Source organism: Aeromonas sp. BIGb0405 (genome assembly GCF_024807335.1).
Taxonomy (GTDB): domain Bacteria; phylum Pseudomonadota; class Gammaproteobacteria; order Enterobacterales; family Aeromonadaceae; genus Aeromonas; species Aeromonas rivuli.
Map to the genome: position 1 here is coordinate 169,429 of NZ_JANUEP010000003.1, position 24,563 is coordinate 193,991.

Sequence of the window (24,563 nt, forward strand, 5' to 3'; positions counted from 1 at the left end):
GCTATGGCGTGCTAGCTGGGCGTGCAACGGCTTCATGCAGACTCTCCCATCAGCTCGCGGCCGATGAGCCAGCGGCGGATCTCCGAGGTGCCGGCACCTATCTCGTACAGCTTGGCGTCCCGCAGCAGGCGCCCGGTCGGGTATTCGTTGATGTAGCCATTGCCGCCGAGCAGCTGGATGGCATCCAGTGCCATCTGGGTGGCATTTTCCGCGGCAAGCAAGATGGCGGCGGCGCAATCCTTGCGGCTGGTCTGCCCTTGATCGCAGGCGTTGGCCACCGAGTAGACCAGGGCCCGGCTGCTGGCCAGGCGGGTGTACATGTCGGCCAGTTTGCCCTGCACCAGCTGGAATTCACCGATGGCCTGGCCGAACTGCTTGCGCTCGCGCACATAGGGCAACGCCACGTCCATGCAGGCCTGCATGATGCCAAGGGGACCCGCCGCCAGCACCACCCGCTCATAATCGAGACCGCTCATCAGCACCTTGATGCCCCCGTGCAGCGGGCCGAGCAGGTTCTCTTTGGGAACATTGCAGTTGTCGAACACCAGCTCGCAGGTACTGGAGCCCCGCATGCCCAGCTTGTCGAGCTTCTGGGCCGTGCGAAATCCCGGGGTGCCCGCCTCGACGATGAAGGCGGATATCCCCTTGGCCCCCGCCTTGGCATCCGTCTTGGCATAGATGACGAAGGTCTCGGCATCGGGGCCATTGGTGATCCACATCTTGTTGCCGTTCAGCACGAAGTGATTGTCCCTCGCCTCGGCCAGCAAGCGCATGCTCACCACATCGGATCCGGCACCAGGCTCGCTCATGGCCAGGGCGCCCACCTTGGCGCCGCTGACCAGATCAGGCAGGTAACGCGCCTTCTGATCGGGGGTGCCGTGGCGGTGGATCTGGTTGATGCACAGGTTGGAGTGGGCACCATAGGAGAGCCCGACCGAGGCGCTGGCCCGGCTCACCTGCTCCATCACCAGCACGTGAGCCAGGTAGCCCAGGCCCACGCCGCCATACTCCTCGCCGACAGTGATGCCATGCAGGCCGAGACTTCCCATCAATGGCCAGAGATCCCGGGGAAAGAGGTTGCTGCTGTCTATCTCGGCGGCGCGCGGCGCTATCACTTGTCGACAGAAAGCGCCGACCTGGTCGGTCAGGGCCAGCAGGGTCTCATCCATCAATGGGGGCATAGCTGTCTCCTTGTCATCACGAGGGTGGAGTGGGTCTGAGTGCGGGGACGGCAGGCAATAATGGGCACCTTGCTGTCGTCCTGACTGGTCAGTCCATCTCCAGAGTTAGTTTACGTTAGCGTAAACGTAAATCAATTGTTAGTCTAAGGTAAAATCCCTTGTGGTGAGGGAGCTGGCCGCGCTGCCGCCCGCTCAATCCTGTGCAATCCAGTCGTCTGACCAGACTCAAAGGAGTTAAGAACATGACCAGCCATGCCACCCTGTACGGGGATCTGCCGCTCTACATCAACGGCGGGCCCCATGCCTCGACGACGGAGCAGTGGATAGAGGTGACCAATCCGGCGGATCAGAGTCTGCTGGCCCGCGCCCCCAGGGCCACGGCAGAGGAGGTTGAGCTGGCGGTGCGCAGCGCCCAGCAAGCCTATCTGCTGTGGCGGGATGTGCCTGCGCCGGAGCGGGCCAGGGTCATGTTCAACTATCAGCATCTGCTTAAAGTCCATCATGACGAGCTGGCCACCCTGCTGGCTCAGGAGACGGGCAAGAACTTTGCCGATGCCAAGGGGGATGTGTGGCGCGGTATCGAAGTGGTTGAACAAGCCTGCGGCATCGCCAGCCAGACCATGGGCGAGACCATGGGCAATGTGGCGCGGCGGGTCGATGGGCACTCCTGGGTGCAACCGCTGGGGGTCTGCGTCGGTATCACCCCATTCAACTTCCCGGCCATGATCCCGCTGTGGATGTTTCCCCTGGCCATCGCCTGCGGCAATGGCTTCGTGCTCAAGCCCTCCGAACAGGATCCGCTCACCCCCATGCGGCTGGCCGAGCTGTTCACCGAGGCGGGGGCCCCGGCGGGCATCCTCAGCGTGGTGCACGGCGGTGCCGAGCAGGTGGATGCGCTCTTGACCCACCCGGACGTGAAGGCAGTCAGCTTCGTCGGCTCGGCCCGGGTCGGGGCTCATGTCTATCGCACCGCGACCGAACAGCTCAAACGCGCCCAATGCTTTGTCGGCGCCAAGAATCACATGGTGATCATGCCCGATGCCAACAAGGGGCAGGTGCTGAGCAACCTGGTGGGGGCCGGGGTCGGCGCCGCCGGTCAGCGCTGCATGGCCATCAGCGTGGCGGTGTTCGTCGGCAGTGCCCGCGACTGGATCCCGGAACTTGCCGAGGCATTCGCCGCCGTGCGCCCCGGGGTGTGGGACGATCCGCAAGCCGCCTATGGCCCTCTTATCAGCCCGGAGGCCAGGGTGCGGGTGGAGAATCTGATTGAAGCGGGCAAGCAGGAAGGGGCCGAGTGTCTGCTCGATGGCACCCTGTGCGAGGTGGCGGGTTACCCGGTCGGCAATTGGGTGGGCCCCACACTGTTTCGCGGCGTGACGGCGCAGATGGGACTCTATCGGGAGGAGATCTTCGGCCCTGTGCTCTGCTGCATGGAGGTCGACAGCCTGGCTGAGGCGCTCGCCCTCATCAATCGCAACCCCTATGGCAATGGCACCTCCATCTTCACCGGTTGCGGCGCCGCGGCCCGTACCTTTCGCCACGAGGTGGCGGTGGGCCAGGTGGGCATCAATGTGCCCATCCCGGTGCCGCTGCCGTTCTTCTCCTTCACCGGTTGGCGCGGCTCTTTCTATGGGGACTTGCACGCCTACGGCAAACAGGCGGTGCGCTTCTATACCGAGACCAAGACGGTGACCGAGCGCTGGTTTGACGAAGACATTCCCACTGGCCCCAACATGACCATCAGCCTGCGTTGAGTGAGGACTCTTGCCCATGAATTTCAATCTGACCGAGGATCAGCAGGCTTACTGCGATGCCGCCACCGCCTTCGCCAACGAGGCGTTCAAGCCCAATGCCGCCCGCTGGGACAGGGATCATGAGTTTCCCATCCAGACCATCAAACAGGCGGCCGAGCTCGGCTTTTGCGGCCTCTATACCCAGGAGCCATATGGCGGCCTGGGGCTGCCCCGGCTCGACGCCAGCCTCATCTTCGAGCGCCTCGCCATGGGCTGCACCTCCACCACCGCCTATCTCACCATCCATAACATGGTGAGCTGGATGCTGGGGCGCTGGCTGCCCGCCGAGGTTGCCGGGGAGTGGGTGCCACGTCTGGTCAGTGGCGAGTTGCTCGGCTCCTATTGCCTCACCGAACCTGGGGCGGGCTCGGACGCCGCCGCCCTCAAGAGCCGCGCCCTGCGCGACGGCGATGATTACCTCATCGAGGGGAGCAAGGTGTTTATCTCCGGGGCAGGCAGCACCGATGTGCTGGTGGTGATGGCCCGCACCGGCGGCGAGGGGGCGGGGGGGATCTCCGCCTTCATGGTGCCGGCAAACAGCGAGGGCATCGTCTACGGCAAGGCCGAAGAGAAGCTGGGCTGGCACAGTCAACCGACCCGGGAAGTGGCCTTTAACGGGGTGCGCATTCCCGCCAACTATCGGCTGGGGGAAGAGGGGGAGGGGTTCAAGTTTGCCATGCAGGCCCTGGATGGCGGTCGCATCAACATCGCCAGCTGCTCCCTGGGCACGGCCCAGCAGGCCCTGGATGATGCCCTGGCCTATGTGACCGAGCGTCAGCAATTTGGCCGCCCCATCGGCGAGTTTCAGAGCGTGCAGTTTCGTCTGGCCGACATGGCGACCGAACTGGCCGCCGCCCGGCTGCTGGTGCGTCAGGCGGCGGCCAAGCTCGACGAGAACAGCCCGGACAAGAGCGCCTGGTGCGCCATGGCCAAGCGCTTCGCCACCGACATCGGTTATCAGATCTGCGATGAGGCCCTGCAACTCTTTGGCGGCTATGGTTATATCCGCGAATATCCCCTCGAACGCTATCTGCGCGATACCCGGGTACATCGCATCCTGGAGGGAACCAACGAGGTGATGCGACTCATCATCGCCCGTCGCCTGCTGGCCACTCCCTCACTGAATCTGCTATAGGGGCGATGCCATGACGTTGCCCGCACACAAGGATGATCCCATGACAAGGATACGGCTCGAATACCATGGCCACGTGGCCTACATCACCCTGGACAACCCACCGGCCAATACCTGGACCCTGGCCAGCCTGCGCGCCTTCGTGCAGATGATGGCCGAGCTCGACGGCAAACCCGAGATAGTGGCCCTGGTTATCCGCGGGGCCGGTGACAGGTTCTTCTGCGCCGGCGCCGATCTCAAGATGTTTGCCGACGGTGACAGCCTGCATGCCGCGCAGGTGGCCGAGGCCTTTGGCGAAGCGTTCGAGGCCCTGGCTCGCTTTCACGGGGTCAGCATCGCCGCCATCACGGGGTTTGCCATGGGGGGCGGGCTGGAAGTGGCGTTGGCCTGCGATATTCGCATCGCCGAGCAGCAAGCCATCATGGGGCTGCCTGAGGCGTCGGTGGGACTCTTGCCCTGCGCAGGCGGCACCCAGCGCCTGACCGAACTGGTGGGGCCGGGTTGGGCCAAGCGCCTCATTTTGTGCGCCGAGAAGGTCGATGCCACCCTGGCCTACGAGATAGGCCTGGTGGAAGAGGTGGTCAAGGTGGGTTGCGCCTGGGAGGCCGCCAGGCAGATGGCAAGCCATGCCGAGCGCCAAAGTCCCGCCGCCCTGCGCGCCTGCAAACGGCTCATCAACGAGGGGCGTCGCCGTCCTCGTGATGAAGCGCTGCCCATGGAGCGCGCCCTCTTCCTCGACCTTTTTCAGGATGCGAATCAGCAAGAGGGGGTGGCGGCCTTTCTGGAGAAGCGGGCGCCGCGTTGGCACTACGGTCGAAGTGATGACATCCAGGGTCATGGCCAGCACGAGCCAGGCAAACAGACGCAGTGATGGCCGCAAGCAAGCCAACCAGAGCCGCTTTGAGTGAGGAGCACGAGATGAGTGATGGGGTAAAGGTCGCGTTACTGCCGACCCGGGATGGCCAACGGTTGGGGGTGCTGACCCTGGACAGTCCGGCGTCCCTCAATGCCTTGAGCCTGCCGATGATCCAGGCCTTGGCACAGCAGTTAGCTGACTGGCAAGACGATGACACTGTGTGTGGCGTGCTGCTGGAGGGGGCCGGGGAGAAGGCATTCTGTGCCGGGGGGGATATTCGCGCCTTCTATCATGAGCGCCAGCGCATGACAGACCCTGAGCTGGCGGATTATGCCTGCGCTTTCTTCGAGCAGGAGTACCGGCTCGATCTGCTGATCCATCACTACCCCAAACCGCTGATCTGCGTCGCAGATGGCATCTGCATGGGGGGCGGCATGGGGCTGTTTGTCGGGGCCCGTTTTCGGCTGGTGACGGAGTGTAGCCTGCTGGCCATGCCGGAGGTGAGCATAGGCCTCTATCCGGATGTGGGGGCCAGCTGGTTCTTGAGCCGGTTGCCGGGCCGCGTCGGGCTCTGGCTCGGCCTGACCGGGGCCCGTATCAATGGTGCCGACGCCCTGGGGCTGGGGCTGGCCGATGGGGCGCTGAGCAGAGCCGCTCGCCCTCAGCTGATCGAGGCATTGCTGCGGCTCGACTGGCGGCAGCCGGCAGAGGAGCTCGATGACAGCCTGGCGTTGATGCTGGCGGCGTTGGGGGCGGCAGCACCCCTGCCCGAGCCGCTGTTGCTGCCTCATCTCGCACAGATTGAATCCCTCTTGCTGGGCCGCAGTCTGGTGCGGGTGCTCGATCGGCTATTCGACGCCCCTTTGACAGGGTCGCTGGCACAGCAACGGGACAGTTGTCGCAGCGGCAGCCCCTTGAGCCGCGGCTTGCTGTGGCGCCAATACTGGCAGGGGCGTCAGCAATCACTGGCGGGATCCTTCGCCAATGAGCTGACCCTGTCGGTGAATTGCGTCCTCAAGGGAGACTTTATCGAAGGGGTCAGGGCGCTGCTCATCGACAAGGACAAGCAGCCTCGCTGGCAAGACGCCGAACAGACCGCTATCGCGGAATTCTATCGCTGGCCCGCCTGCGCGGGGGCGAGCAATCCCCTCTGGCGCGAGCTCAAGGGACAAGCGACTCATGGAGACAGCAGCATATGACGACAGGGGTAGGTTTTATCGGCCTTGGCAACATGGGCGGCCCCATGGCCGCCAACCTGGCCAAGGCGGGGCTGCGGGTACAGGTGTTCGATCTGCTGCCCGATCATCTGATTGCGGCCAAGCAGGCGGGCTGTCACTGCGCCGCCAGTGCCGCCGAGGCGGCAGCCGGCTGCGAGCTGGTGATCAGCATGTTGCCTGCCGGGGAGCACGTGATGGGGCTCTGGCTCGGTGACGGGGGAGGCAATCCTGGCCTGCTCCAGGCCCTGGCCCCCAATACCCTTATCATCGACTGCTCCACCATCGATGTCGCCTCGGCCCGCGCCGTGGGGGGGGCAGCCCGCTTGCTGGACCATCGCTTCATCGATGCCCCCGTTTCAGGCGGGGTCGTGGGGGCGGCGGCGGGTACCCTCACCTTTATCGTCGGTGGCGAGGCGGCGGATTTTGAATCCGCCCGCCCTGTGCTTGGGTTGATGGGGCAGAACCTGTTTCATGCCGGTCCCCTTGGCGCGGGTCAAATCGCCAAGATGTGCAACAACATGCTGCTTGCCATCCACATGGCGGGTACCGCCGAGGCGTTGGCACTGGGGGTCAAGGAGGGGCTGGATGCCGCCGTGCTCTCCGGCATCATGGCCAAGAGCTCGGGCAATAACTGGAGCCTGGAGCGCTACAACCCCTGGCCCGGGGTGATGGAGAGTGCCCCGGCGTCCCGCGGTTACAGCGGCGGCTTCATGACCCGGCTCATGGTCAAGGATCTGGGACTGGCCATGGGATTGGCCGAACATGCCCACAGCGCCGTGCCCATGGGGGCGCTGGCGCGTAACTTGTTCAATCTGCACGCCAGTCGAGGGGAGGGGGATCGCGATTTTTCCAGCATCCTCAACCTCTATCGGGAACCCGATTGAGACGACTTCCCCAAGGAGCGGGCCGCACTGGGCCCCTCCACTGAGATAACGAGGAGCCTTGATGGATCTGAATAATAAATTGATTGCCGTGACAGGGGCGGGACGGGGCCTCGGCAGGGCCATTGCGCTGGCCCTGGCCGAACAAGGGGCCAGACTGGCACTCATCGATGTCAATCGAGCGGATCTGGAGATCACCGAGGCCGAGTTGCAGAGCCGGGGTGGCCGCTGTTCACTCCATGTCTGCAACGTGGCCGATGAGGGCGAGGTGGAGGCAAGCTTCGCCGCCATCCATGACCTGGGGCCCCTTGCTGGCCTTATCAACTGCGCCGGGATCTTGCGCGATGGTCTGCTCATCAAGATGAAAGAGGGGGTGCTGACCGACAAACTCTCCCTGGCCCAGTGGCAGGCGGTGATTGATGTCAATCTGACCGGCACCTTCCTGTGTGGCCGCGAGGGGGCCGCCCTGATGGCGCGCCATGGCCTGGGTGGCGTCATCATCAACATCTCCTCCATTGCCAGGGTCGGCAACATGGGACAGAGCAACTATGCCGCCAGCAAGGCGGGGGTGGCCGCCCTGGTGGTCACTTGGGCGCGGGAGCTGTCGCGCCATGGCATCCGGGTGATGGGCATCGCCCCCGGGGTCTTCGCTACCGAGATGACGGCGGCGATGAAGCCCGAGGCGATGGATCGCATGCTGCACGCCATCCCCGCCGCGTGCCTGGGGGAGGCGCACCAGCTCGCCGATGCGGTGCGCTTCATCCTTGGCAATGATTACCTGTCCGGGCGCATGATAGATCTCGATGGTGGCCTGCGCTTGTAGCGGGGCAGCGTCATCAAACCAGCGAGCGCGGGGCGAAGGCCCCGCCTTGTGGTCTGCTTTGTGGCCCGCACCGCGAGCGAGATGCGGCTCTTCCCCCAGATGCACCATGACGACCCTGGCTTGCGTGCTTATGCAAGGCACCAGGATCCGGGGTCAGATCATGGTATTCCCTGAAAGTGGCGACAATCCGGCAGAGTTTGAGCCAGCTCACAGGCCGTGCCCGTGACTTCTGTAAAATTGCGCCCGGTCAAGGCGGCCAACGATTGATATGGCGAAGGATTGCGAGCCGTATAGTCATGCAATATAGTTGCCGCCTTTTTCAGGGGGCAGGGACAGTCGCTCCATCATGATGCGAGTCGAATTGAGCAGGGACTCTCAACCGCCGCCAAGACAAGCAACAGGATAGAGATGGACAAGAAACTCGGGCTGGGTGCCCTCATCTCACTGGTGATTGGCTCCATGATCGGAGCCGGTGTGTTCAGTTTGCCGCAAAATATCGCCGCCCATGCCAGCGCCGGAGCCGTGGCCCTGGGCTGGACCATCACCGGACTTGGCATGATCTGCCTGGCCCTGGTCTATCAGAGCCTCTCCCTGCGCCGCCCGGATCTCGATGGCGGCATCTTCAGTTATGCCAAGGCCGGATTTGGCGATTTTATCGGCTTCAATGCCGCCTGGGGCTACTGGATCTGCCAGCTGCTGGCCAACGTCTCCTACGCCGTCGTGGTGTTCAGCGCCCTGAGCTATTTCTTCGATACCCCGGACAATGTCATCTTCGGCAATGGCAATACCCCCACCGCCATCCTGCTGGCGTCCCTGCTCATCTGGTCGGTGCATGCGCTGGTGCTGCGCGGGGTGCAGGTGGCGGCCCTGGTCAACATAGTGACCACCATCGCCAAGATGGTGCCCCTCATCGTGTTCTGCGTCGCGGTGCTGCTCGCCTTCAATCTGGACACCTTCACCCTGGACTTCTGGGGCCAGGGCAATGGTGAGCTGGGATCCGTGATGGATCAGGTGAAATCCACCATGAAGGTGACCCTCTGGGTCTTCATCGGTATCGAGGGGGCCGTGGTGGTCTCGGCCCGGGCCCGCCAGCGCAAGGACGTGGGCAGCGCTACTGTGCTGGCCCTGCTCGGCGCCCTGACGCTGTACGTGATGGTGACGCTCTTTTCCCTGGGAGTCATGAGCCAGCCTGAGTTGGCGGCCCTGAAGAATCCCTCCACCGCCATGATACTGGAGGCCGTGGTCGGGCCCTGGGGGGCCTGGCTCATCAATATCGGCCTGGTCATCTCGGTGATGGGGGCCCTGCTCAGCTGGACAGTGCTGGCCGCCGAGGTGCCTTTCATCGCCGGCAAGACGGGGGTGTTCCCGGCCTGGTTTGCCCGGGAGAACAAGCGGGGATCTCCCAGCGTCTCCCTCTGGTGCTCCACCTGCCTGGTGCAGGCCTTCCTCATCATCATCTATTTCCAGAACAGCACCTATCTGGCGCTGGTCAACATCACCACGGCGGCGGCCCTGGTGCCTTATGTCTTCTCGGGGGCCTATGGCCTCAAACTAGCCCTGAGTGGCCAGACCTATGAGGGGCAGCCATATCAGCGCAAGCGGGATCTGTTGTTGGCCCTGGTGGCGACCCTCTATGGCTGCTGGCTGGTCTATGCCGCCGGGGTGGAGTACCTGCTGCTGGTGGCCCTGCTCTATAGCCCGGGCATCTTCATCTACTGGAAAGCGCGCCAACATCACGGCCTGCGTGGTCTCAACCGACTGGAGCAGGGGATGACGGTGGCCCTGCTCGGCTTCGCGGTGCTAGCGTTTTACAAGGTGATGGACGGTACCATTCCCCTGAGTTAATCGGCACAATAGCGAGGTGGCCCATGGGCCACCTCTTTTTTTGCCGATGATGATCGAGCCAGCAGGGTCAGCAGACTCGTGCCAAGGGCTTCTGATAAGGATGCAAGATGCTGTTTCTGGGTTATCTGTTGCTGGGGGCCTTCGCAGGTGTGTTGGGTGGATTGTTCGGCATAGGGGGCGGTCTCATCATAGTACCCGTGCTGGTGGTCAGTTTTCATGCCCAGGGCATAGCCCCCGAAATAGTGACTCACCTGGCCCTTGGTACCTCCATGCTCACCATGATCTTCACCGGACTCAGCTCGCTGCGGGTGCACTATGCCAAGGGCGTGGTGGACTGGTCTCTCATTCGCCGCCTGGCGGGGGGCATGATGGTCGGTGCCTGGCTAGGCGGCCTGACGGTGAATCTGCTCAGCGCCACAACCCTCAACATCATCATCGGTTGTTTCGCTTGGATCATGGCCCTGCAGATGGGGCTGAACCTGAAACCCAAGGCAGAACGCCATCTGCCCGGCCCCCTTGGCACCGGGATCGCGGGGACCTGTATCGGCTGGCTCTCCGCCATGTTCGGTATCGGCGGTGGCTCCTTGACCGTGCCCTACCTCACCTGGAACAGCGTGCCCATGAAGCAGGCGGTGGCCGTCTCGGTGGCGGGCAGCATCCCTATCGCCCTGGCGGGCAGCCTGAGTTACCTCTATACCGGTTGGGGTCATAGCCAGTTACCCGAGTGGAGCCTGGGCTACATCTATCTGCCTGCCTGGTTAGGCATAGTGTTGACCAGTACCCAGTTCGCCCGACTCGGCGCCCGTCTGGCTCACCGTTTGTCTCCCCAGCGACTGCGTATGGGATTTGCCCTGCTGCTGCTGTGCGTCGGCGCCAAATTCATGATTTTTAGCTAGATTGCCGACTCTTTGTGCGGGTTGCCGAAAAAGCAGGCAAACGCACCCTGGCAGGGCAGAAAGCCGTTGCAATGACCCTCTGCTTTGGTAGACTCAGCGCCGGTGGTCCCATTGGTCCTCTCGCATTGATAACCCGTCGACCTGGTCAGATCCGGAAGGAAGCAGCCAAGGTGGGGGACTCGAGTGCCGGGATGTGGCTGGTGGGGCCACCACCTGTTTCTGCAATTCAATAAGTTACCTTCCAATTCCCCTTCAGACCTCTTGGTAATCCACTTTGTGTTGATGACTGATCGCATCTGCAATGCGTTTCTGGCTCAGTTCCCGATACATCAGTCCCTAAGACATTTGCGACTCTCGGAAGATCGGCACGCCTGCTGTCGTTGCCGACGGACATCCATAAACCGCTCGGCACACGGGATAGGCTGGCAGCTCATAACAAACTCGCCCAGTTATTTGTCTGTGCGCGTGCTCGCGTAAAACCCAGCAATCATCTCTGCCATGGTTCCAGCCTTCGTCCCCTATGATGGGAGCGTTTGGATTGTTGTGAGCAAGCGGCCGATCCTCTCTGGTATCTGCCGGTTCGGTGACATGTGTATCCCAGCCCAAGCAACTATGCAGGAGTAACAAGGGCGAACGAGCGTTTTTGAACACCAGTGGTCAGTTCAGCAACAGCAGAAAGCAGGCTTGCTCAGATGACAGCCCGCCGCGCGTACTCGATGAATGCCTTCAACTTGGACGGTTGATCATGCCGACTGGGGTAGTACAGAGAGAAGCCTGGAAAGGTCGGCGAGAACGGTGCAAGGACTCGCGTCAGGCGCTTTGCCTTGATGTGTGGCAGGGCCAGCTGCTCAAAGGTGTAGGCGATCCCGACGCCTTCCAGTGCCGCCTCCGTACTGAACAGGGTGTCCGTAATGGTCAGGTTGCCCTTGACCTCGTACTCGACGATTTCCTCATTCACCTTGAACTCCCATTTGTGGATCGCGCCTGTTCCGGCGAAGCGGAAGCGGATGCAGTTGTGCTGCACGAGGTCGTCCGGATGGCTGGGCGCGGGGAAGCGCGCGAGATAATCAGGGGAGGCGACGATGGCGACTGTGATGGGGCCGCCAAGGGGAAGGGCGACCATGTCCTTGTGCAGATCTTCTCCCATGCGAATGCCCGCATCGAAACCCCGCTCGACGATGTCGACGAAGCCTTCGTCATTGGTCAGTTCAAGTTTCACGTTCGGATGCTCACGAAGGAAACCTGCCAACAGCGGTTGCAACACCATTGAGGTCGAAATGCGTGCGGCATTGATGCGTAATGTGCCGGTGGGCCCACCTTGCAGGACGTTCAGCTCTTCACCCGCCACAATGACCTGACCGAGTGCCGGGCCGATGCGGGCAAGATAGTCCTCCCCAGCCTCCGTCAGGCTCACGCTGCGGGTCGTGCGATTGAGCAGGCGTACGCCGAGACGCGCTTCCAGCTGCCTGATCGCCTGGCTTAGCGCGGAAGGCGATACCTCCAGTTCGGCAGACGCGGCAGTGAAGCCGCGATGCTCCGCGACTTTCCAAAAGGCCATCAGGCCGTCGAGTTGATTGAGTTTCATATCTTGAAGCATAGCTTCATATGGTGTGCAGGATTAAGCTATTTTTCTGCGCTAATGCGGCGCCTATAGTTGCCTTCACCGTGAAGGAGGCACCCATGAAAACCAATCCGCAAGATTGCCATGCCCTCGGGCCTCTTTCCCTCAGGTGTCGTGACGCCCTGGTCAGCGTGATGGACCCCACGACGCCGAAACCAACAGGCAAGTGAGAAGGCGCATCAGACCATTGATTATTGAGGAAAAGAAGACGATGAAAAACGTATTGATCATCAACGCACATCAGTTTTTTGAAGGCATCTCCGGCGGCAAACTGAACAGCACCCTGGCAGGTGTCATCAAGCAAGAGATGGCAGCGCGCGGCTATGCGGTGAAGGAGACATACATAGAGCAGGGCTACGACGTTCAGGGCGAGGTCGACAAGCATCTGTGGGCAGACATCATCATCCTGCAATCGCCGGTCTTCTGGTTCGGCATGCCGTGGATCTACAAGAAGTATGTCGATGAGGTATTTACCGCGGGCATGTTCCAGCAGTGTTTTCTGTCGGGTGATGGCAGGACGCGCGAGGATCCGCGCAAGCAATATGGCTCTGGCGGCAAGATGCATGGCAAGCAGTACATGCTGTCGCTGACCTGGAATGCACCGAGGGCGGCATTTGGCGATGCTGGGCAGATGTTGTTCGAGGGCAAAACGGTGGATGACGTCTTCGTCAGCAACACGGCCAACTACAGGTTCTGTGGCGTAGAGGTGTTGCCCTCCTTCTCGTGCTTCGATGTGATGAAGCAGCCGGATGTTGCAGGCGCTATTGAAGAATTGCGTGGCCATCTGGATGCCATCTTTGATCCCGTGGCGAGCCCCCAGCCTCAGGTGGAGAGCAAGATGGACGAGGCACTCACATCCCCTTGACGACGTCGGATGCTGGTCGACAACGAGGTGACGGTGACCGCTCAGTTGCTGGGCGTTCACCGTCTGCCTTGGCCTATGATATGTGCGATGAGCTGTCGCCACCAGTGACCACCATACTGGCCAACCCGCCAACCCGCCAACCCGCCAACCCGCCAACCCGCCAACCGCCTGCCACCCGGCGCATGCGTCAAGGATCTCGAAGGGGCAAAAGGCGTCTCTTGGCCGACTACGAGGTTGTCATTGGCGTCGAAGAAAAGCCGGGTTAGTCAATCAGACTCCTTTGGCTGATGCTGGAAACATCCTGGGGCACCCTTGCGTCACCATAAGCCCGCCTATCTCTCGTGGAGGGCTCTTCGTCAGTCAGCCGTCGCCTGGTACTCCTGTCTCTGTGGCAGCTCGATCACCTGCTTATCGCTCCTTATCCGGGGATTGCATCCCCGACTCCCCGAGCATGGGCAAGGCGCAGCTCCTCGGCGCCGAGCACGAACTCCGGGCTGTCGGTGAGACGCTCGACCGCCAGATCGATGAAGCGGCGTACCCGGGCGGGCTGGGCCGCGCGGCTGCCGTAGTAGAGAAACAGGCTGTACATGTCTGTCATGTGGTCGAGCAGCAGGGGAACCAGGCGACCGGCCCGGATGTGCGCCGCCGCCGTCGGCCCGGCAATTTGGCCTATCACTTCTCCCGCCAGCACGGCGCCCAGCTCTACCGTCTCATCATTGGTCGATATTGCCGGACGAACGAGATGATCCTGCACGCTCTCCCCAAGCTTCACATGCCAGGGAATAAGGTGGCCGGTGCCGGCATGACGAAACACGCTGCAGCGGTGCACGCCCAGATCGTGCAGCGTGTGCGGCACCCCATGTTTGCGCAGATAGGTGGGGGAGGCGCAGATGATGAGCTGCAAGGGAAACAGGCGGCGTGCGATCAGCCCATCCTGTGGCGAAAGGCCGATCCTAAGGCCCACATCGACGCGCTCCTCCACCCAGTTGCCGATGCGGTCATCGAGCTGCACATCCGGCTGGACCTCGGGGTAGAGCCGGCAGTACTCGTCCAGCACTGGGCCGATGATCATCTGCGCGACCGAGCGTGGCCCCACGATCCGCAGCGGGCCGGCGAATGCTTCCCGGGTCTGCCTCGCGGCTGACAGCGCCTGTTGCAGGCCGAGCAGGGCGGGTTGGGCTGCCTCCAGAAAACGCTGGCCCTCTTCGGTCAACGACATGCTGCGGGTGGTGCGATGAAACAGCCGCACCCCGAGATAGGTCTCCAGTTGCCTCAGTGCCTTGCTGGCGGCCTGAGGGGAGATCTGCTGGGCCTCGGCGGCCTTGCTGAGGCTGCCCAGTTCCACCGTGCGCACGAAGGTGGTGATGGATCTCAATTCGCTGATCATGGTCTTGCTCGTCGATTTACATCATTTAGTTGTAACTGATTCATCCATTTGCCGTCTAGTTCGATGTTTGTTGCCCATTTATAGTTCAGCTCATCGACATGCCACCCGGCATGCACCCAGATAGCGAGACAGGCAAGATGGACAATTTCAGCTTTTACAACCCGACCCGGATCGAGTTCGGCACCGGCAAGGAGCGCCTCATCGGCGAGATCCTGGCCCAGCACGGCATCAAGAAGGTGCTGCTGGCCTATGGCAGCGAGCGGATCAAGGGTGATGGCCTCTTCGCCACCGTGAGCGCCAGTCTGAACGAGCAGGGGATCCCGTTCGTGGCGTGCGGCGGCATCGTCAGCAACCCGCTCATCTCCAAGGTACGTGATGCCATCGCCCTGGCGCGGGAGCAGGGGGTCGACGCCATCCTGAGCGTCGGCGGCGGCTCCGTGCTCGACAGCGCCAAGGCCATTGCCGCAGGGGCCTTATATCAAGAGGATGTCTGGGATCTGTTCGTCGGCAAGGGGCAGATAGAGGCGGCGCTGCCGGTGTTTGCCATCCTGACCCTGGCTGCCACCGGCAGCGAGATGAACAGCGGCGCCGTGGTGACCAACGATGACACCAAAGAGAAGTTTGCCATCAACTCGGTGCACACCTTCCCGAAAGTCTCCATCGTCAATCCGGCGCTGATGCAGACGGTCTCTCGCGACTATCTGGTCTACTCGGCGGCGGACATCATAGCCCACTCCATCGAGGGCTACTTCACCGCCAAGGTGCAGCCGAAAATTCAGTCCCGCCTGGTGGAGTCCGTCATCGCCACCGTGCTGGAGACCACCGAGCAGTTGCTGGCGGATCCCGCCGACTACAACGCCCGCGCCGAGTTCGCCTGGGCTGCGACCCTGGCATTGAATGGTCTGACCTATGCAGGGACGTCGGGTTTTGGTTACCCCAACCACATGATCGAACACGCGCTCTCCGCCCTGTTCAATGTGCCCCATGGCGCCGGCCTGTCGGTGGTGATGCCCGCCTGGATGAAGTGGTTCCAGGGCCAGAATCCGGCTCAGTTCGAGCGCTTCGCCCAGCAGCTGTTTGGCTTGAACACCGCCGAGGAAGGCATTGCCGCCCTTGAAAAATGGTTCGACAAGATAGGCACGCCGACCCGCCTCTCCCAGCTCGGCATCACGGAGGCGGACCTGCCTGCCATCCTGGAGAACCTCAAGGGCAACGCCCGCTGGTTTGGCCTGGCCGAAACCTACACCCAGGACGTGCTGGCCACCATCCTTCGCAATGCCATGTGAGTGGCGGTGCCTCCCGGTCCTGCGTCAGGACTGAACCGCGCGTCGCCAGCCATCACACCATGGCGCTCTCCAAGGAGAGCGCCTTTCAGGAAAAAGGATCCATCATGCAAACACGTACTTTGGGTAACAGCGGGCTGGCAGTGTCGGCCATCGGTCTGGGCTGCATGGGGCTGAGCTTTGGCTATGGCCCGGCCACGGACAAGGGGCAGGCCATCGCCCTGATCCGCCGTGCCCATGAACTGGGGGTGACCTTCTTCGATACCGCCGAGGCCTATGGCCCTGGCGATAACGAGTTGCTGCTGGGGGAGGCACTGACCCCGTTCCGGGACAAGGTGGTGATCGCCACCAAGTTCGGTTTCAAGCACGGCAAGACATCGGAGGGGCTGGACAGCCGCCCGGCCACCATCCGCGCCGTGGCGGAGGCGTCGCTGCGCCGCCTCAACACCGATGTGATCGATCTCTTCTACCAGCACCGCGTCGATCCCGATGTCCCCATGGAAGAGGTGGCTGGCACAGTGCGAGACCTTATCCAGGAGGGCAAGGTACGCCACTTCGGTCTGTCCGAGGCCGGTGTCGACTCCATTCGTCGCGCCCACGCCGTGCAGCCGGTGGCGGCGCTGCAGAGCGAATACTCCCTCTGGTGGCGCGAGCCGGAGCAGGCCATCCTGCCGCTGCTGGAGGAGCTGGGCATCGGCTTTGTGCCGTTCAGCCCCCTCGGCAAGGGCTTCCTGACCGGGACCATCAAAGCCGATACCCGATTCGATGACGCGGATTTTCGCAACATAGTTCCACGTTTTGCCGAGGCGGCGCGTCAGGCCAACCAGCATCTGGTCGAGGTATTGAGCGACCTTGCGGCCAGCAAGGGGGTGACGTCTGCCCAGATTGCGATCGCCTGGCTACTGGCACAAAAGCCCTGGATTGCCCCCATTCCCGGCACCACCAAGCTGCATCGGCTCGAGGAGAACCTGGGCGCAGCTCGGGTGGCACTGAGCGCCACCGATCTGGGAGACATCCAGCGTGCCCTGGTCGGGATCAAGGTGGAGGGGGATCGCTATCCGTCACACCTGCAGCACAACGTGGGTCGCTAAGGTCGGATCGTCAACAGGAGTCTCATGAATGCAGAACCCTTCTGTACTCTCTCGCGCCGTTCCAAGGGGCCGGCGTTCTCTCTGGTTGCTAACAGGAGCCGTGATGGCAGGCATCTTTTCCTATGTATTGAAACCGGGCCTGCCCGCGCACCCTGACTCTTCCCAGTATCAGGCGGGTCAATTCAGCAATGTCGTGGCACTGCCGCAGCGCAGCACCTGGGAAGGGGTACGGCTCTGGTGGGATTTTCTGTTCGCCAAGCCTGATGGCACTGTGCCGGATCGCGCCATCCCGGTGCAAGCCATGAGCCGTGAAGGGCTGATAGCCGCCCCGGACAACAGTGTGTGGCGCCTCGGCCACTCCAGTCTGCTGCTCAAATTGCAGGGCAAGTTCTGGCTGACGGATCCCGTGTTCAGCGAGCGCGCCTCGCCGGTGCAATGGTTTGGCCCCAAGCGCTGGCACGCAGCGCCCATCACCCTGGATGCGCTGCCCCCCATAGAGGCGGTGATCCTCTCCCATGATCACTACGACCACCTCGACCATGACGCCATCCTGGCGCTGCAGGATAAGGTCAGCCACTTCATCACGCCGCTCGGCGTGGGGGCGCGCCTGGTTGCCTGGGGTGTCCCCCGGCACAAGGTCAGGGAGCTGGATTGGTGGCAGAAGGCCCGGGTCAGCGGCATTGAGTTTATCGCTACCCCGGCCCAGCACTTCTCCGGCCGTGGCCTTGGGGATGGCAATCAGACCCTGTGGGCCTCCTGGGTCATTCGTGGGGAGGGAGCCACTCTCTTCTTCAGCGGTGACAGCGGTTACTTCGATGGCTTCAAGGAGATCGGCAAGCGTTTCGGCCCGTTCGACGTGACCTTCCTCGAGACCGGGGCCTACGACAAGCGCTGGGAGTACGTGCACATGTTGCCGGCGCAGACGGCGCAGGCGTTTCACGATTTGCGCGGGCAGTGGCTCTATCCGATCCACAACGGCACCTTCGATCTGGCCATGCATGGGTGGGATGACCCGCTCGAGCAGATTGTCCATCTGGCCGCCGAGCAGCAGATCCCATTGACCACCCCGATGATGGGCGAGCCCCTGAACGTGCTGGCCCCCCATGAGGGCAGCGCCTGGTGGCGCGAGTGACACATTTTTAAAACGCAGGAGTCGACAATGAACCCAATATCCGCAACCACGCTCGCCCAGGCCGAGGCAAAAGACCAGACGATACAGGTATTTTCCCCGGGACTGGTGCCTGCAACCCAGGGTGCCAGCGAGTTCTTCGTCGGGGATGTCTATGTGGATCAGCTATATCAGGGCACGGCGCCCGCCGCCATCTCTGGCGGCCTGGTCAGCTTCACGCCGGGGGCGCGCACCGCCTGGCATACCCATCCTTTGGGCCAGACCCTCTACGTGGTCAGCGGGGTAGGGCGGGTGCAGATGGCAGCAGGTCCTGTCCAGGGGATCCGGCCAGGGGATCTGGTCTGGATCCCGGCTGGCGTGAAGCATTGGCATGGTGCGGCACCTGATACTCCCATGACCCACCTGGCGCTGGCTGAACGGCAGGATGGCCAGGTGGTGACTTGGCTTGCGCAGGTGAGCGAGGGTGATTATCGCGCCTCCGTCGCCGGGGGCCGGAATTGAGCATGCGGGGGAATAACAGTCAGCCCGATCCCCAATCAGTGCACCTTGGTACCGCCCCTTAGCGTGATCAAGCGCTTCTTGATCACCCATGATCTGGCGGGTAAGCGGCTGGTTCCTTTCATCACCCACGGTGGCTATGGCATCGGGGATAGCGAGGCGGTACTCGCCAGACTGGCGTCAGGTGCCCGGCGAGATGCACCACTGATCATGGAGTGCGATCAGGAGAGGCGAACGACCGAGACAGTAGCCCGGTGGCTGGAGGCCAGAGGGACTTGATCTCATCTTTGGGCGAGGCAGACAGGTCATCGTCGTGATGGCGACAGGTGACGTTCATTACGTAAACAGGATTGATGCTTGATGCCAAACAAGGAAACACAACCATGAAGATACTCAGTAAATCATTGCTTTTTTGCATGCTGGCAGGGGTGCTTGTGGCCCCCGCTCATGCCGATCCCCTGGTTATTCAGGAGCAAGGCAGCTTTGCTGCGGGGGGCGCCGTCGTCACCGCACCCGGCACCTTCGACCCCAAGAAACCACTGGAGCCTGCCGGTCAGACGTACCATGGGGATCATTCCAGCGTCTTCTATCAGATCCCGTCCAACCCGCACAAATATCCGATCGTCATGCTTCACGGCGCGGGTCAGTCTTCCCGTACCTGGCAGACCACGCCGGATGGCCGGGAAGGTTTCCAGACCCTCTTCCTGCGCCGGGGGTTTGCGACCTATCTGGTCGATCAACCCCGCAGAGGCAGCGCGGGTCGCAGCATGGTGGAGGGGACAGTGGCCCCCAAGCCGGATGAGCAGTTGTGGTTCAATCAGTTCCGCCTCGGCGTCTGGCCGGATTATTTCAAAGAGGTCCAGTTCTCGCAGGATCAAGCGGTGCTGAACCAGTATTTCCGCCAGATGACACCCAACACCGGGCCCTTTGATGTCAACGTCATCGCCGATGCCATGGCGGCTGTGGTGGACAAGAGTGGTCCGGCCATACTGTTCACCCACTCTCAGGGGGGCGGACCTGGCTGGCATACCGCCATAAAAAGCAACAAGGTGAAGGCCATAGTCGCGTTCGAACCAGGCAGTGGCTTCCTCTTCCCTGAGCAGGCGTTGCCAGCCCCCATGCCGAGTGCGTTCGATACCCTGAAGGGGGAGCCGGTGACAATGGCGCAGTTCATGAGCCTGACCAAGATCCCGGTGCTGATCCTGTATGGCGACAACATCCCAGACAAACCGACTGCCATGCCCGCCCAGGACAGCTGGCGAGTACGGCTGGCGATGGCCCGCCAGTGGCGGGATCTGGTCAACCAGCACGGAGGGGATGTCACCGTCGTCCATCTGCCCGAGATCGGCATCAAGGGCAACACCCACTTCCCCTTCTCCGATCTGAACAATATGCAGATTGCCGATCTGGTCAGCCAGTTCCTGAAAGAGAAGGGTCTGCAATAACCAGGGATAACGGCAGGGTGCCTGATATGCACAATTAAGGTGGTCAGCGCACCCTGGCAACGAATTGATCCCTGGAGACCCTTGGCTGCGTCATGCCAGTCACACCACAGCGAAAGGAAAATGAGATGAACACAGTCAGACTCAATAACGGTATAGAGATACCCCTGCTGGGCTTTGGGGTCTTTCAGATGACAGACGCGGCAGAGTGCGAGCGTGCCGTCATCGAGGCCATCGACAGCGGCTATCGGCTGATCGATACCGCCGCCTCCTATCAGAATGAGACCCAGGTCGGGAACGGGATCAGGCAGAGCGGCATCGTGCGCAACGAGCTCTTTGTCACCACCAAGCTCTGGCTGCAAGACGCCAGCTATGAGGGAGCCAAGGCGCAGTTCGAGCGCTCCTTGAATCGCCTGCAGCTCGATCATGTGGATCTCTATCTCATCCATCAGCCCTACGGGAATGTCCACGGCGCCTGGCGGGCGATGGAGGAGTTGCAGCAAGCCGGCAAGATCCGGGCAATCGGCGTCAGCAATTTCCAGCCGGATCGGCTGGCGGATCTCATGGCGTTCAACAAGGTGGTGCCTGCCGTCAACCAGATAGAGGTGAACCCCTTCAATCAGCAGTTGCATGCCGCGCCCTGGATGCAGAGTCGGCAGATACAGCCACAGGCGTGGGCTCCCTTCGCAGAGGGCAGAAATGGTCTGTTCCAGCACCCGGTGCTGACCGCCATCGGCGCGAAGCGGGGAAGGAGCGTGGGACAAGTCGCGCTGCGCTGGATCTTCCAGCGTGGCATAGCGTCGCTGGCCAAATCGGTGCGAAAGGAGAGGATGAAGGAGAACCTCGATATCCTCGACTTCGAGCTCAGTCAGGAAGAGATGGTGCAGATAGCCGCGCTGGATACGGCGACCAGCGCCTTCTTCTCTCACCGCGACCCCGCCATGGTTGAGTGGCTGACCCGGCGCAAGCTCGACGTCTGACAAGGGCAATCAGCAATGGCGTCGGGAGATGACAGACGGTTGGTGGCGCGGTTCGCCGCCAACTGGAGTCTGGTGCCTGAACATCAGGACAACCGCCCAGATCAGAAGCGCAAGACGGCTAACAGTGCTCGTCTGATCCAAATCTATCACTCACTGATTGCTCTATCGGCTTCGTGCGGGAGAGGGCAGCAGGCTTTGTTCTCTGAATGACCTCACCGACCAGTCGGTTACAGCCATCTCCGGGGTCAGTGGTGCCATGAGGGCCACCGGGAGACAACCCATTATGAATGAGGGCTTTAGCCCAAGAGAGTCCGCGAGGAGGGGGCGGTGTTCTCCACAATTTCAATGGGAAGTACCCTGCACACTCTCTGCATGTACTCCTCGGCTTCGTGTCTGGTGGTGAAGCCTTGAGCTATCCCGGCATCATTCACGACACGGTGTTCGCCTAGCGACGACACCACGGTCGGATACCAGAGGATGTCACTGTGGTTCAGGTTGCAGTAAAGTAGAAGGCCCCCTTCGTTGCCAAATATCTTCACCACTGACTCTCTAATCGTCGTTAAACCCTGCCCGAGCACTGCCTGGAAAGGTGCGAGATTTGTCATGATGTTCCCCTGATTAAGTCATGGTAATTAAACAACGGTAAATTACCCGGGATTGGCTGAATGGCAGCTTGCTACAAAACACGAAAGTGTATGAAAAACCTGCACAGCTCAGGATGGCGGCCGTGTGAGTGTGCCGTGCGTTTTCCATTGGCTGTGAATGTGTCGGCACGCTAGCGTCCCTTCCGGCACTTCTTGGTGCAAAGCGTTGATTATATTGTCAACTTTAGATAAGGGAGGGCGACTCAAGGGGCGATTCTTGTGGCGGGAGGGGCCCCTGTTTCTACAAATCAATCAGTGGCGGCCGATATTCCCTTACAGAGCGCTTGGTCATCCATGGGATGGTTCAGGGCTCTTTCAAGTGATTCACTGGCTCTGTTCGCAAGGCATCTGGTTCGTCGAATGGGGTGGCAGCGCCAGCAACCCGTTCATCGCCAAGGTCCGTGATGCCATCACGGTGACGCTGCCGCTGTTTGCCATTCTGACCCTGGCCAAACAGTGGGTGAGGCCAATTATCGCGTGGCCGTCGCCTGGGTGATACAGGGCTGCCCCAGCTTGCCTCGCGGCAGGCGATCCACGGGAAATAGTGATGTTCATACTCCATTTTCGATAACCCCTCGCTGAGCCAGTACGACGATATATCTGAACGACATGCCCCGGGAGCGCACATCAATTATTCCGTCATGATGATTGTGATGAATTGCGAACAATACATGACATTTTAATGACACATTATTTTTGCTGGTTAATTGGTCGCCTGATAATACCTGTCAGATCTGACAGGTATTATAAAAAACTGTCGCTATCTACCCAGTTAATGAGTGCATACTAAATGACGATCTGCTTAAGGAGTTTGTTTTATTTTTTTTAGTTAATTCAGCACTTTATGGTTTGTTGTTGGTATTTTTGAAAAAGAGTTTTTATGAGGTGGAGCGTCAACTGTTATTTTTGACAGGTTGCCACCGGGCTATATCGAGACCAACCTAGTGCACCTAAGTGGATCCAAGATGGTACTTATAGCATGGGAAAGGGAATCGACGGCGCCACAGTAGCGCCCAAAGAACGTATCAATATCAAATATGTCCCGGCAACCGGTGGTCAGCAGGCGGAAATAGAACTTCCGTTGACCATGATGGTGGTTGGGAATATGAAGGGACGGACTGAAGACACGCCCATTGAAGAGCGTCAGACCGTTTCCATCGATAAGAACAACTTCTCTTCTGTCATGAAGGAATCCGGTCTGGAGTTGAAATTCTCCGTGGCCAATCGTCTGGAAGAAGACAGCCAGGATGAACTGCCTGTCACCATCCAGATCCAGTCTCTGGAAGACTTCACCCCGGATCGCGTTGCTCAGCAAGTGCCCGAACTGCGCAAGTTGCTGGAGTTGCGAGAAGCCCTGGTGGCCCTCAAGGGACCGCTCGGCAATATCCCGGCGTTCCGCAACCGCCTGCAGGATCTGCTGTCCAGCGACGAAGCCCGTGAGCAACTGCTCAAGGAACTGGATGTGATTAAGCCTGCCGAGTAACGCGGCGGAACTGATTGACGAGAAGGGAAATAGACATGTCTTTGGTCGAAGAACAGGTACAGGCAGGGGCCAGCAGCGCCTCTGGGTCCTTGCTGGACGAAATCATGGCGCAGGCCCGCATCAGCCCGGTTGATGAAGGTTATAGCGTTGCGAAACAAGGGGTTGCCGCTCTCATTGCCAATATCTTGGACAATGGTTCAACGGCAGAACCCGTCAACAAGGCACTGGTTGACAGCATGATTGTCGAACTCGACAAGAAGCTGAGCAAACAGATGGATGTCATCTTGCACGCCGGTGAACTGCAGGAGCTGGAGTCCTCCTGGCGCTCCCTGAAGCTCTTGGTCGATCGCACCGATTTTCGTGAAAACATCAAGATCCAACTGCTCCATGCTACCAAGGAAGAGCTGCTGGAAGATTTTGAATTTTCACCAGAAATCACCCAGTCTGGCCTCTACAAGCATGTCTATTCGACGGGCTATGGCCAGTTCGGTGGCCAGCCGATCGGTGCCGTGATCGGCGACTACGCCTTCACCCACAGCTCCCCCGATATCAAGCTGATGCAGTATGTCAGTGCGGTCGGCGCCATGGCGCACGCACCTTTCATCTCCTCGGTCGCCCCCGCCTTCTTCGGGGTGGACAGCTTCACCGATCTGCCGTCGATCAAGGACATGAAGTCGGTATTCGAAGGGCCTTCCTACACCAAGTGGCGCTCGCTGCGTGAATCCGAGGATGCACGCTATCTGGGCCTGACCGCCCCGCGTTTCCTGGCGCGTCTGCCTTACGACCCGACTGAAAACCCCATCAAGGGCTTCAATTATCAAGAAGACATCAGCTCGGATCATGACCATTACCTCTGGGGCAATACCGCCTATCTGATGGGCTCTTCCCTGACCGACAGCTTCGCCAAGTACCGCTGGTGCCCAAACATCATCGGTCCCCAGAGCGGTGGCGCCATCCATGACCTGCCCGTGCATGTCTACGAGGCCATGGGTCAGTTGCAGGCCAAGATCCCGACCGAAGTGCTGATCACCGATCGCCGTGAGTATGAGCTGGCCGAGGAGGGTTTCATCACCCTGACCATGCGCAAAGACAGCGACAATGCGGCCTTCTTCTCTGCCAACTCGGTGCAAAAGCCCAAGGTGTTCCCGAACACCAAAGAGGGCAAGGAAGCGGAGACCAACTACAAGTTGGGTACCCAGCTGCCCTACATGTTCATCATCAACCGCCTGGCCCACTACATCAAAGTGCTGCAGCGCGAGCAGATCGGTTCCTGGAAAGAGCGTCAGGATCTGGAACGTGAACTCAATGGCTGGATCAAGCAGTACGTGGCGGATCAGGAAAACCCGCCGGCAGACGTGCGTAGCCGCCGTCCGCTGCGTGCCGCCCAGATCAAGGTGCTGGACGTGGAAGGGGAGCCGGGTTGGTATCAGGTTGCCATGTCGGTGCGTCCGCACTTCAAGTACATGGGTGCCAGCTTCGAGCTCTCTCTGGTAGGGCGCCTGGACAAGGAATAATG

23 protein-coding genes and 1 other RNA gene are annotated in these 24,563 nt (G+C 60.9%); 20 read left to right on the forward strand and 4 right to left on the reverse strand.

All coding sequences use genetic code 11. The features are described from left to right. Positions 1 to 32: 32 nt before the first annotated feature. Positions 33 to 1,181 (reverse strand): isovaleryl-CoA dehydrogenase, encoded by a 1,149-nt coding sequence (locus M2366_RS09125; RefSeq protein ID WP_042042115.1) that lies wholly within the window; start codon positions 1,179 to 1,181, stop codon positions 33 to 35. 242 nt (positions 1,182 to 1,423) lie between these two features. On the opposite strand from M2366_RS09125, the gene M2366_RS09130 reads away from it, so the two are divergent. The 9 genes from M2366_RS09130 to ffs all read left to right on the forward strand — a co-directional run bounded on the left by M2366_RS09130 (position 1,424) and on the right by ffs (position 10,830). Next, complete coding sequence (locus tag M2366_RS09130) at positions 1,424 to 2,935, forward strand: CoA-acylating methylmalonate-semialdehyde dehydrogenase (RefSeq protein ID WP_224430578.1); 1,512 nt, start codon at positions 1,424 to 1,426, stop codon at positions 2,933 to 2,935. Between the two features lie 16 nt (positions 2,936 to 2,951). Beyond that, positions 2,952 to 4,109 carry an acyl-CoA dehydrogenase family protein gene (locus M2366_RS09135; RefSeq protein WP_259269525.1) on the forward strand — a complete coding sequence of 386 codons (1,158 nt, stop codon included), beginning with the start codon at positions 2,952 to 2,954 and terminating at the stop codon, positions 4,107 to 4,109. 40 nt (positions 4,110 to 4,149) lie between these two features. Continuing rightward, the gene (locus M2366_RS09140; protein ID WP_042042112.1) at positions 4,150 to 4,977 is read left to right on the forward strand and encodes an enoyl-CoA hydratase; all 828 of its coding nucleotides are present in this window, start codon (positions 4,150 to 4,152) and stop codon (positions 4,975 to 4,977) included. A 47-nt stretch (positions 4,978 to 5,024) separates the two neighbouring features. Next, positions 5,025 to 6,161, forward strand: coding sequence for an enoyl-CoA hydratase/isomerase family protein (locus tag M2366_RS09145; protein ID WP_259269526.1), 1,137 nt, complete (start codon positions 5,025 to 5,027; stop codon positions 6,159 to 6,161). Beyond that, positions 6,158 to 7,063 carry a 3-hydroxyisobutyrate dehydrogenase gene (gene mmsB, locus M2366_RS09150; RefSeq protein ID WP_259269527.1) on the forward strand — a complete coding sequence of 302 codons (906 nt, stop codon included), beginning with the start codon at positions 6,158 to 6,160 and terminating at the stop codon, positions 7,061 to 7,063. The genes M2366_RS09145 and mmsB overlap by 4 nt, the downstream gene beginning before the upstream one ends. A 61-nt stretch (positions 7,064 to 7,124) precedes the next feature. Next, a complete protein-coding gene (locus tag M2366_RS09155; RefSeq protein ID WP_259269528.1) occupies positions 7,125 to 7,883 on the forward strand; it encodes an SDR family oxidoreductase in 759 nt (252 codons plus the stop codon). Positions 7,884 to 8,291: 408 nt separating this feature from the next. Then, complete coding sequence (locus tag M2366_RS09160; protein WP_259269529.1) at positions 8,292 to 9,728, forward strand: basic amino acid/polyamine antiporter; 1,437 nt, start codon at positions 8,292 to 8,294, stop codon at positions 9,726 to 9,728. Between the two features lie 107 nt (positions 9,729 to 9,835). Next, on the forward strand, positions 9,836 to 10,624 hold the full coding sequence (locus M2366_RS09165) for a sulfite exporter TauE/SafE family protein (protein ID WP_042042107.1): 789 nt from the start codon (positions 9,836 to 9,838) through the stop codon (positions 10,622 to 10,624). 109 nt (positions 10,625 to 10,733) lie between these two features. Beyond that, positions 10,734 to 10,830, forward strand: an RNA gene (gene ffs / locus M2366_RS09170) — signal recognition particle sRNA small type. 482 nt (positions 10,831 to 11,312) lie between these two features. Here ffs and M2366_RS09175 read toward each other — a convergent pair. After that, a complete protein-coding gene (locus M2366_RS09175; protein ID WP_033131994.1) occupies positions 11,313 to 12,209 on the reverse strand; it encodes a LysR family transcriptional regulator in 897 nt (298 codons plus the stop codon). A gap of 247 nt (positions 12,210 to 12,456) precedes the next feature. Here M2366_RS09175 and M2366_RS09180 point away from each other — a divergent pair, with 247 nt between their 5' ends. After that, a complete protein-coding gene (locus tag M2366_RS09180) occupies positions 12,457 to 13,110 on the forward strand; it encodes an NAD(P)H-dependent oxidoreductase (RefSeq protein WP_259269530.1) in 654 nt (217 codons plus the stop codon). 418 nt (positions 13,111 to 13,528) lie between these two features. Here the strand turns inward: M2366_RS09180 and M2366_RS09185 are convergent, their stop codons facing one another. After that, positions 13,529 to 14,497 (reverse strand): LysR family transcriptional regulator, encoded by a 969-nt coding sequence (locus tag M2366_RS09185; protein ID WP_259269531.1) that lies wholly within the window; start codon positions 14,495 to 14,497, stop codon positions 13,529 to 13,531. A gap of 137 nt (positions 14,498 to 14,634) precedes the next feature. Between M2366_RS09185 and M2366_RS09190 the strand changes: the two genes are divergently transcribed. From M2366_RS09190 to M2366_RS09220, 7 genes are all read left to right on the forward strand, one after another. Then, complete coding sequence (locus M2366_RS09190) at positions 14,635 to 15,783, forward strand: iron-containing alcohol dehydrogenase (protein WP_259269532.1); 1,149 nt, start codon at positions 14,635 to 14,637, stop codon at positions 15,781 to 15,783. 104 nt (positions 15,784 to 15,887) lie between these two features. Further along, positions 15,888 to 16,871: an aldo/keto reductase gene (locus M2366_RS09195; protein ID WP_259236013.1), complete on the forward strand. Its 984-nt coding sequence runs from the start codon at positions 15,888 to 15,890 to the stop codon at positions 16,869 to 16,871. A gap of 103 nt (positions 16,872 to 16,974) precedes the next feature. Continuing rightward, a complete protein-coding gene (locus M2366_RS09200) occupies positions 16,975 to 18,003 on the forward strand; it encodes an MBL fold metallo-hydrolase (protein WP_259269533.1) in 1,029 nt (342 codons plus the stop codon). Positions 18,004 to 18,030: 27 nt separating this feature from the next. Continuing rightward, positions 18,031 to 18,501, forward strand: a complete 471-nt coding sequence (locus tag M2366_RS09205; RefSeq protein ID WP_259236015.1) for a cupin domain-containing protein — start codon at positions 18,031 to 18,033, stop codon at positions 18,499 to 18,501. 45 nt (positions 18,502 to 18,546) lie between these two features. Continuing rightward, entirely contained in the window at positions 18,547 to 18,777 is a 231-nt protein-coding gene (locus M2366_RS09210) for a flavodoxin (protein WP_259269534.1), read from the forward strand. 104 nt (positions 18,778 to 18,881) lie between these two features. Then, positions 18,882 to 19,943, forward strand: coding sequence for an alpha/beta fold hydrolase (locus tag M2366_RS09215; RefSeq protein ID WP_259269535.1), 1,062 nt, complete (start codon positions 18,882 to 18,884; stop codon positions 19,941 to 19,943). 125 nt (positions 19,944 to 20,068) lie between these two features. Beyond that, the gene (locus M2366_RS09220) at positions 20,069 to 20,920 is read left to right on the forward strand and encodes an aldo/keto reductase (RefSeq protein WP_259269536.1); all 852 of its coding nucleotides are present in this window, start codon (positions 20,069 to 20,071) and stop codon (positions 20,918 to 20,920) included. A gap of 296 nt (positions 20,921 to 21,216) precedes the next feature. Here M2366_RS09220 and M2366_RS09225 read toward each other — a convergent pair whose 3' ends face one another. After that, entirely contained in the window at positions 21,217 to 21,525 is a 309-nt protein-coding gene (locus tag M2366_RS09225) for a hypothetical protein (protein ID WP_224430563.1), read from the reverse strand. 358 nt (positions 21,526 to 21,883) lie between these two features. On the opposite strand from M2366_RS09225, the gene M2366_RS09230 reads away from it, so the two are divergent. From M2366_RS09230 to tssC, 3 genes are all read left to right on the forward strand, one after another. Beyond that, the gene (locus tag M2366_RS09230) at positions 21,884 to 22,060 is read left to right on the forward strand and encodes a hypothetical protein (RefSeq protein WP_259269537.1); all 177 of its coding nucleotides are present in this window, start codon (positions 21,884 to 21,886) and stop codon (positions 22,058 to 22,060) included. Positions 22,061 to 22,543: 483 nt separating this feature from the next. Continuing rightward, positions 22,544 to 23,047, forward strand: coding sequence for a type VI secretion system contractile sheath small subunit (tssB, locus tag M2366_RS09235; RefSeq protein WP_042043873.1), 504 nt, complete (start codon positions 22,544 to 22,546; stop codon positions 23,045 to 23,047). A 35-nt stretch (positions 23,048 to 23,082) separates the two neighbouring features. Next, positions 23,083 to 24,561, forward strand: coding sequence for a type VI secretion system contractile sheath large subunit (gene tssC / locus M2366_RS09240; protein WP_224430561.1), 1,479 nt, complete (start codon positions 23,083 to 23,085; stop codon positions 24,559 to 24,561). Positions 24,562 to 24,563: the final 2 nt, after the last annotated feature.

Excerpts from the sequence above, each read along its gene's own strand:
- M2366_RS09215 (WP_259269535.1), top strand. The coding sequence starts at position 18,882 with ATGAAGATACTCAGTAAATCATTGCTTTTTTGCATGCTGGCAGGGGTG.
- M2366_RS09130 (WP_224430578.1), top strand. The coding sequence starts at position 1,424 with ATGACCAGCCATGCCACCCTGTACGGGGATCTGCCGCTCTACATCAAC.
- M2366_RS09155 (WP_259269528.1), top strand. The coding sequence starts at position 7,125 with ATGGATCTGAATAATAAATTGATTGCCGTGACAGGGGCGGGACGGGGC.
- M2366_RS09175 (WP_033131994.1), bottom strand. The coding sequence starts at position 12,209 with ATGAAACTCAATCAACTCGACGGCCTGATGGCCTTTTGGAAAGTCGCG.
- mmsB (WP_259269527.1), top strand. The coding sequence starts at position 6,158 with ATGACGACAGGGGTAGGTTTTATCGGCCTTGGCAACATGGGCGGCCCC.
- M2366_RS09160 (WP_259269529.1), top strand. The coding sequence starts at position 8,292 with ATGGACAAGAAACTCGGGCTGGGTGCCCTCATCTCACTGGTGATTGGC.
- M2366_RS09145 (WP_259269526.1), top strand. The coding sequence starts at position 5,025 with ATGAGTGATGGGGTAAAGGTCGCGTTACTGCCGACCCGGGATGGCCAA.
- M2366_RS09195 (WP_259236013.1), top strand. The coding sequence starts at position 15,888 with ATGCAAACACGTACTTTGGGTAACAGCGGGCTGGCAGTGTCGGCCATC.
- M2366_RS09185 (WP_259269531.1), bottom strand. The coding sequence starts at position 14,497 with ATGATCAGCGAATTGAGATCCATCACCACCTTCGTGCGCACGGTGGAA.
- M2366_RS09180 (WP_259269530.1), top strand. The coding sequence starts at position 12,457 with ATGAAAAACGTATTGATCATCAACGCACATCAGTTTTTTGAAGGCATC.
- M2366_RS09200 (WP_259269533.1), top strand. The coding sequence starts at position 16,975 with ATGGCAGGCATCTTTTCCTATGTATTGAAACCGGGCCTGCCCGCGCAC.
- M2366_RS09125 (WP_042042115.1), bottom strand. The coding sequence starts at position 1,181 with ATGCCCCCATTGATGGATGAGACCCTGCTGGCCCTGACCGACCAGGTC.
- M2366_RS09140 (WP_042042112.1), top strand. The coding sequence starts at position 4,150 with ATGACAAGGATACGGCTCGAATACCATGGCCACGTGGCCTACATCACC.
- tssB (WP_042043873.1), top strand. The coding sequence starts at position 22,544 with ATGGGAAAGGGAATCGACGGCGCCACAGTAGCGCCCAAAGAACGTATC.
- tssC (WP_224430561.1), top strand. The coding sequence starts at position 23,083 with ATGTCTTTGGTCGAAGAACAGGTACAGGCAGGGGCCAGCAGCGCCTCT.
- M2366_RS09220 (WP_259269536.1), top strand. The coding sequence starts at position 20,069 with ATGAACACAGTCAGACTCAATAACGGTATAGAGATACCCCTGCTGGGC.
- M2366_RS09225 (WP_224430563.1), bottom strand. The coding sequence starts at position 21,525 with ATGACAAATCTCGCACCTTTCCAGGCAGTGCTCGGGCAGGGTTTAACG.
- M2366_RS09135 (WP_259269525.1), top strand. The coding sequence starts at position 2,952 with ATGAATTTCAATCTGACCGAGGATCAGCAGGCTTACTGCGATGCCGCC.
- M2366_RS09205 (WP_259236015.1), top strand. The coding sequence starts at position 18,031 with ATGAACCCAATATCCGCAACCACGCTCGCCCAGGCCGAGGCAAAAGAC.
- M2366_RS09165 (WP_042042107.1), top strand. The coding sequence starts at position 9,836 with ATGCTGTTTCTGGGTTATCTGTTGCTGGGGGCCTTCGCAGGTGTGTTG.
- M2366_RS09190 (WP_259269532.1), top strand. The coding sequence starts at position 14,635 with ATGGACAATTTCAGCTTTTACAACCCGACCCGGATCGAGTTCGGCACC.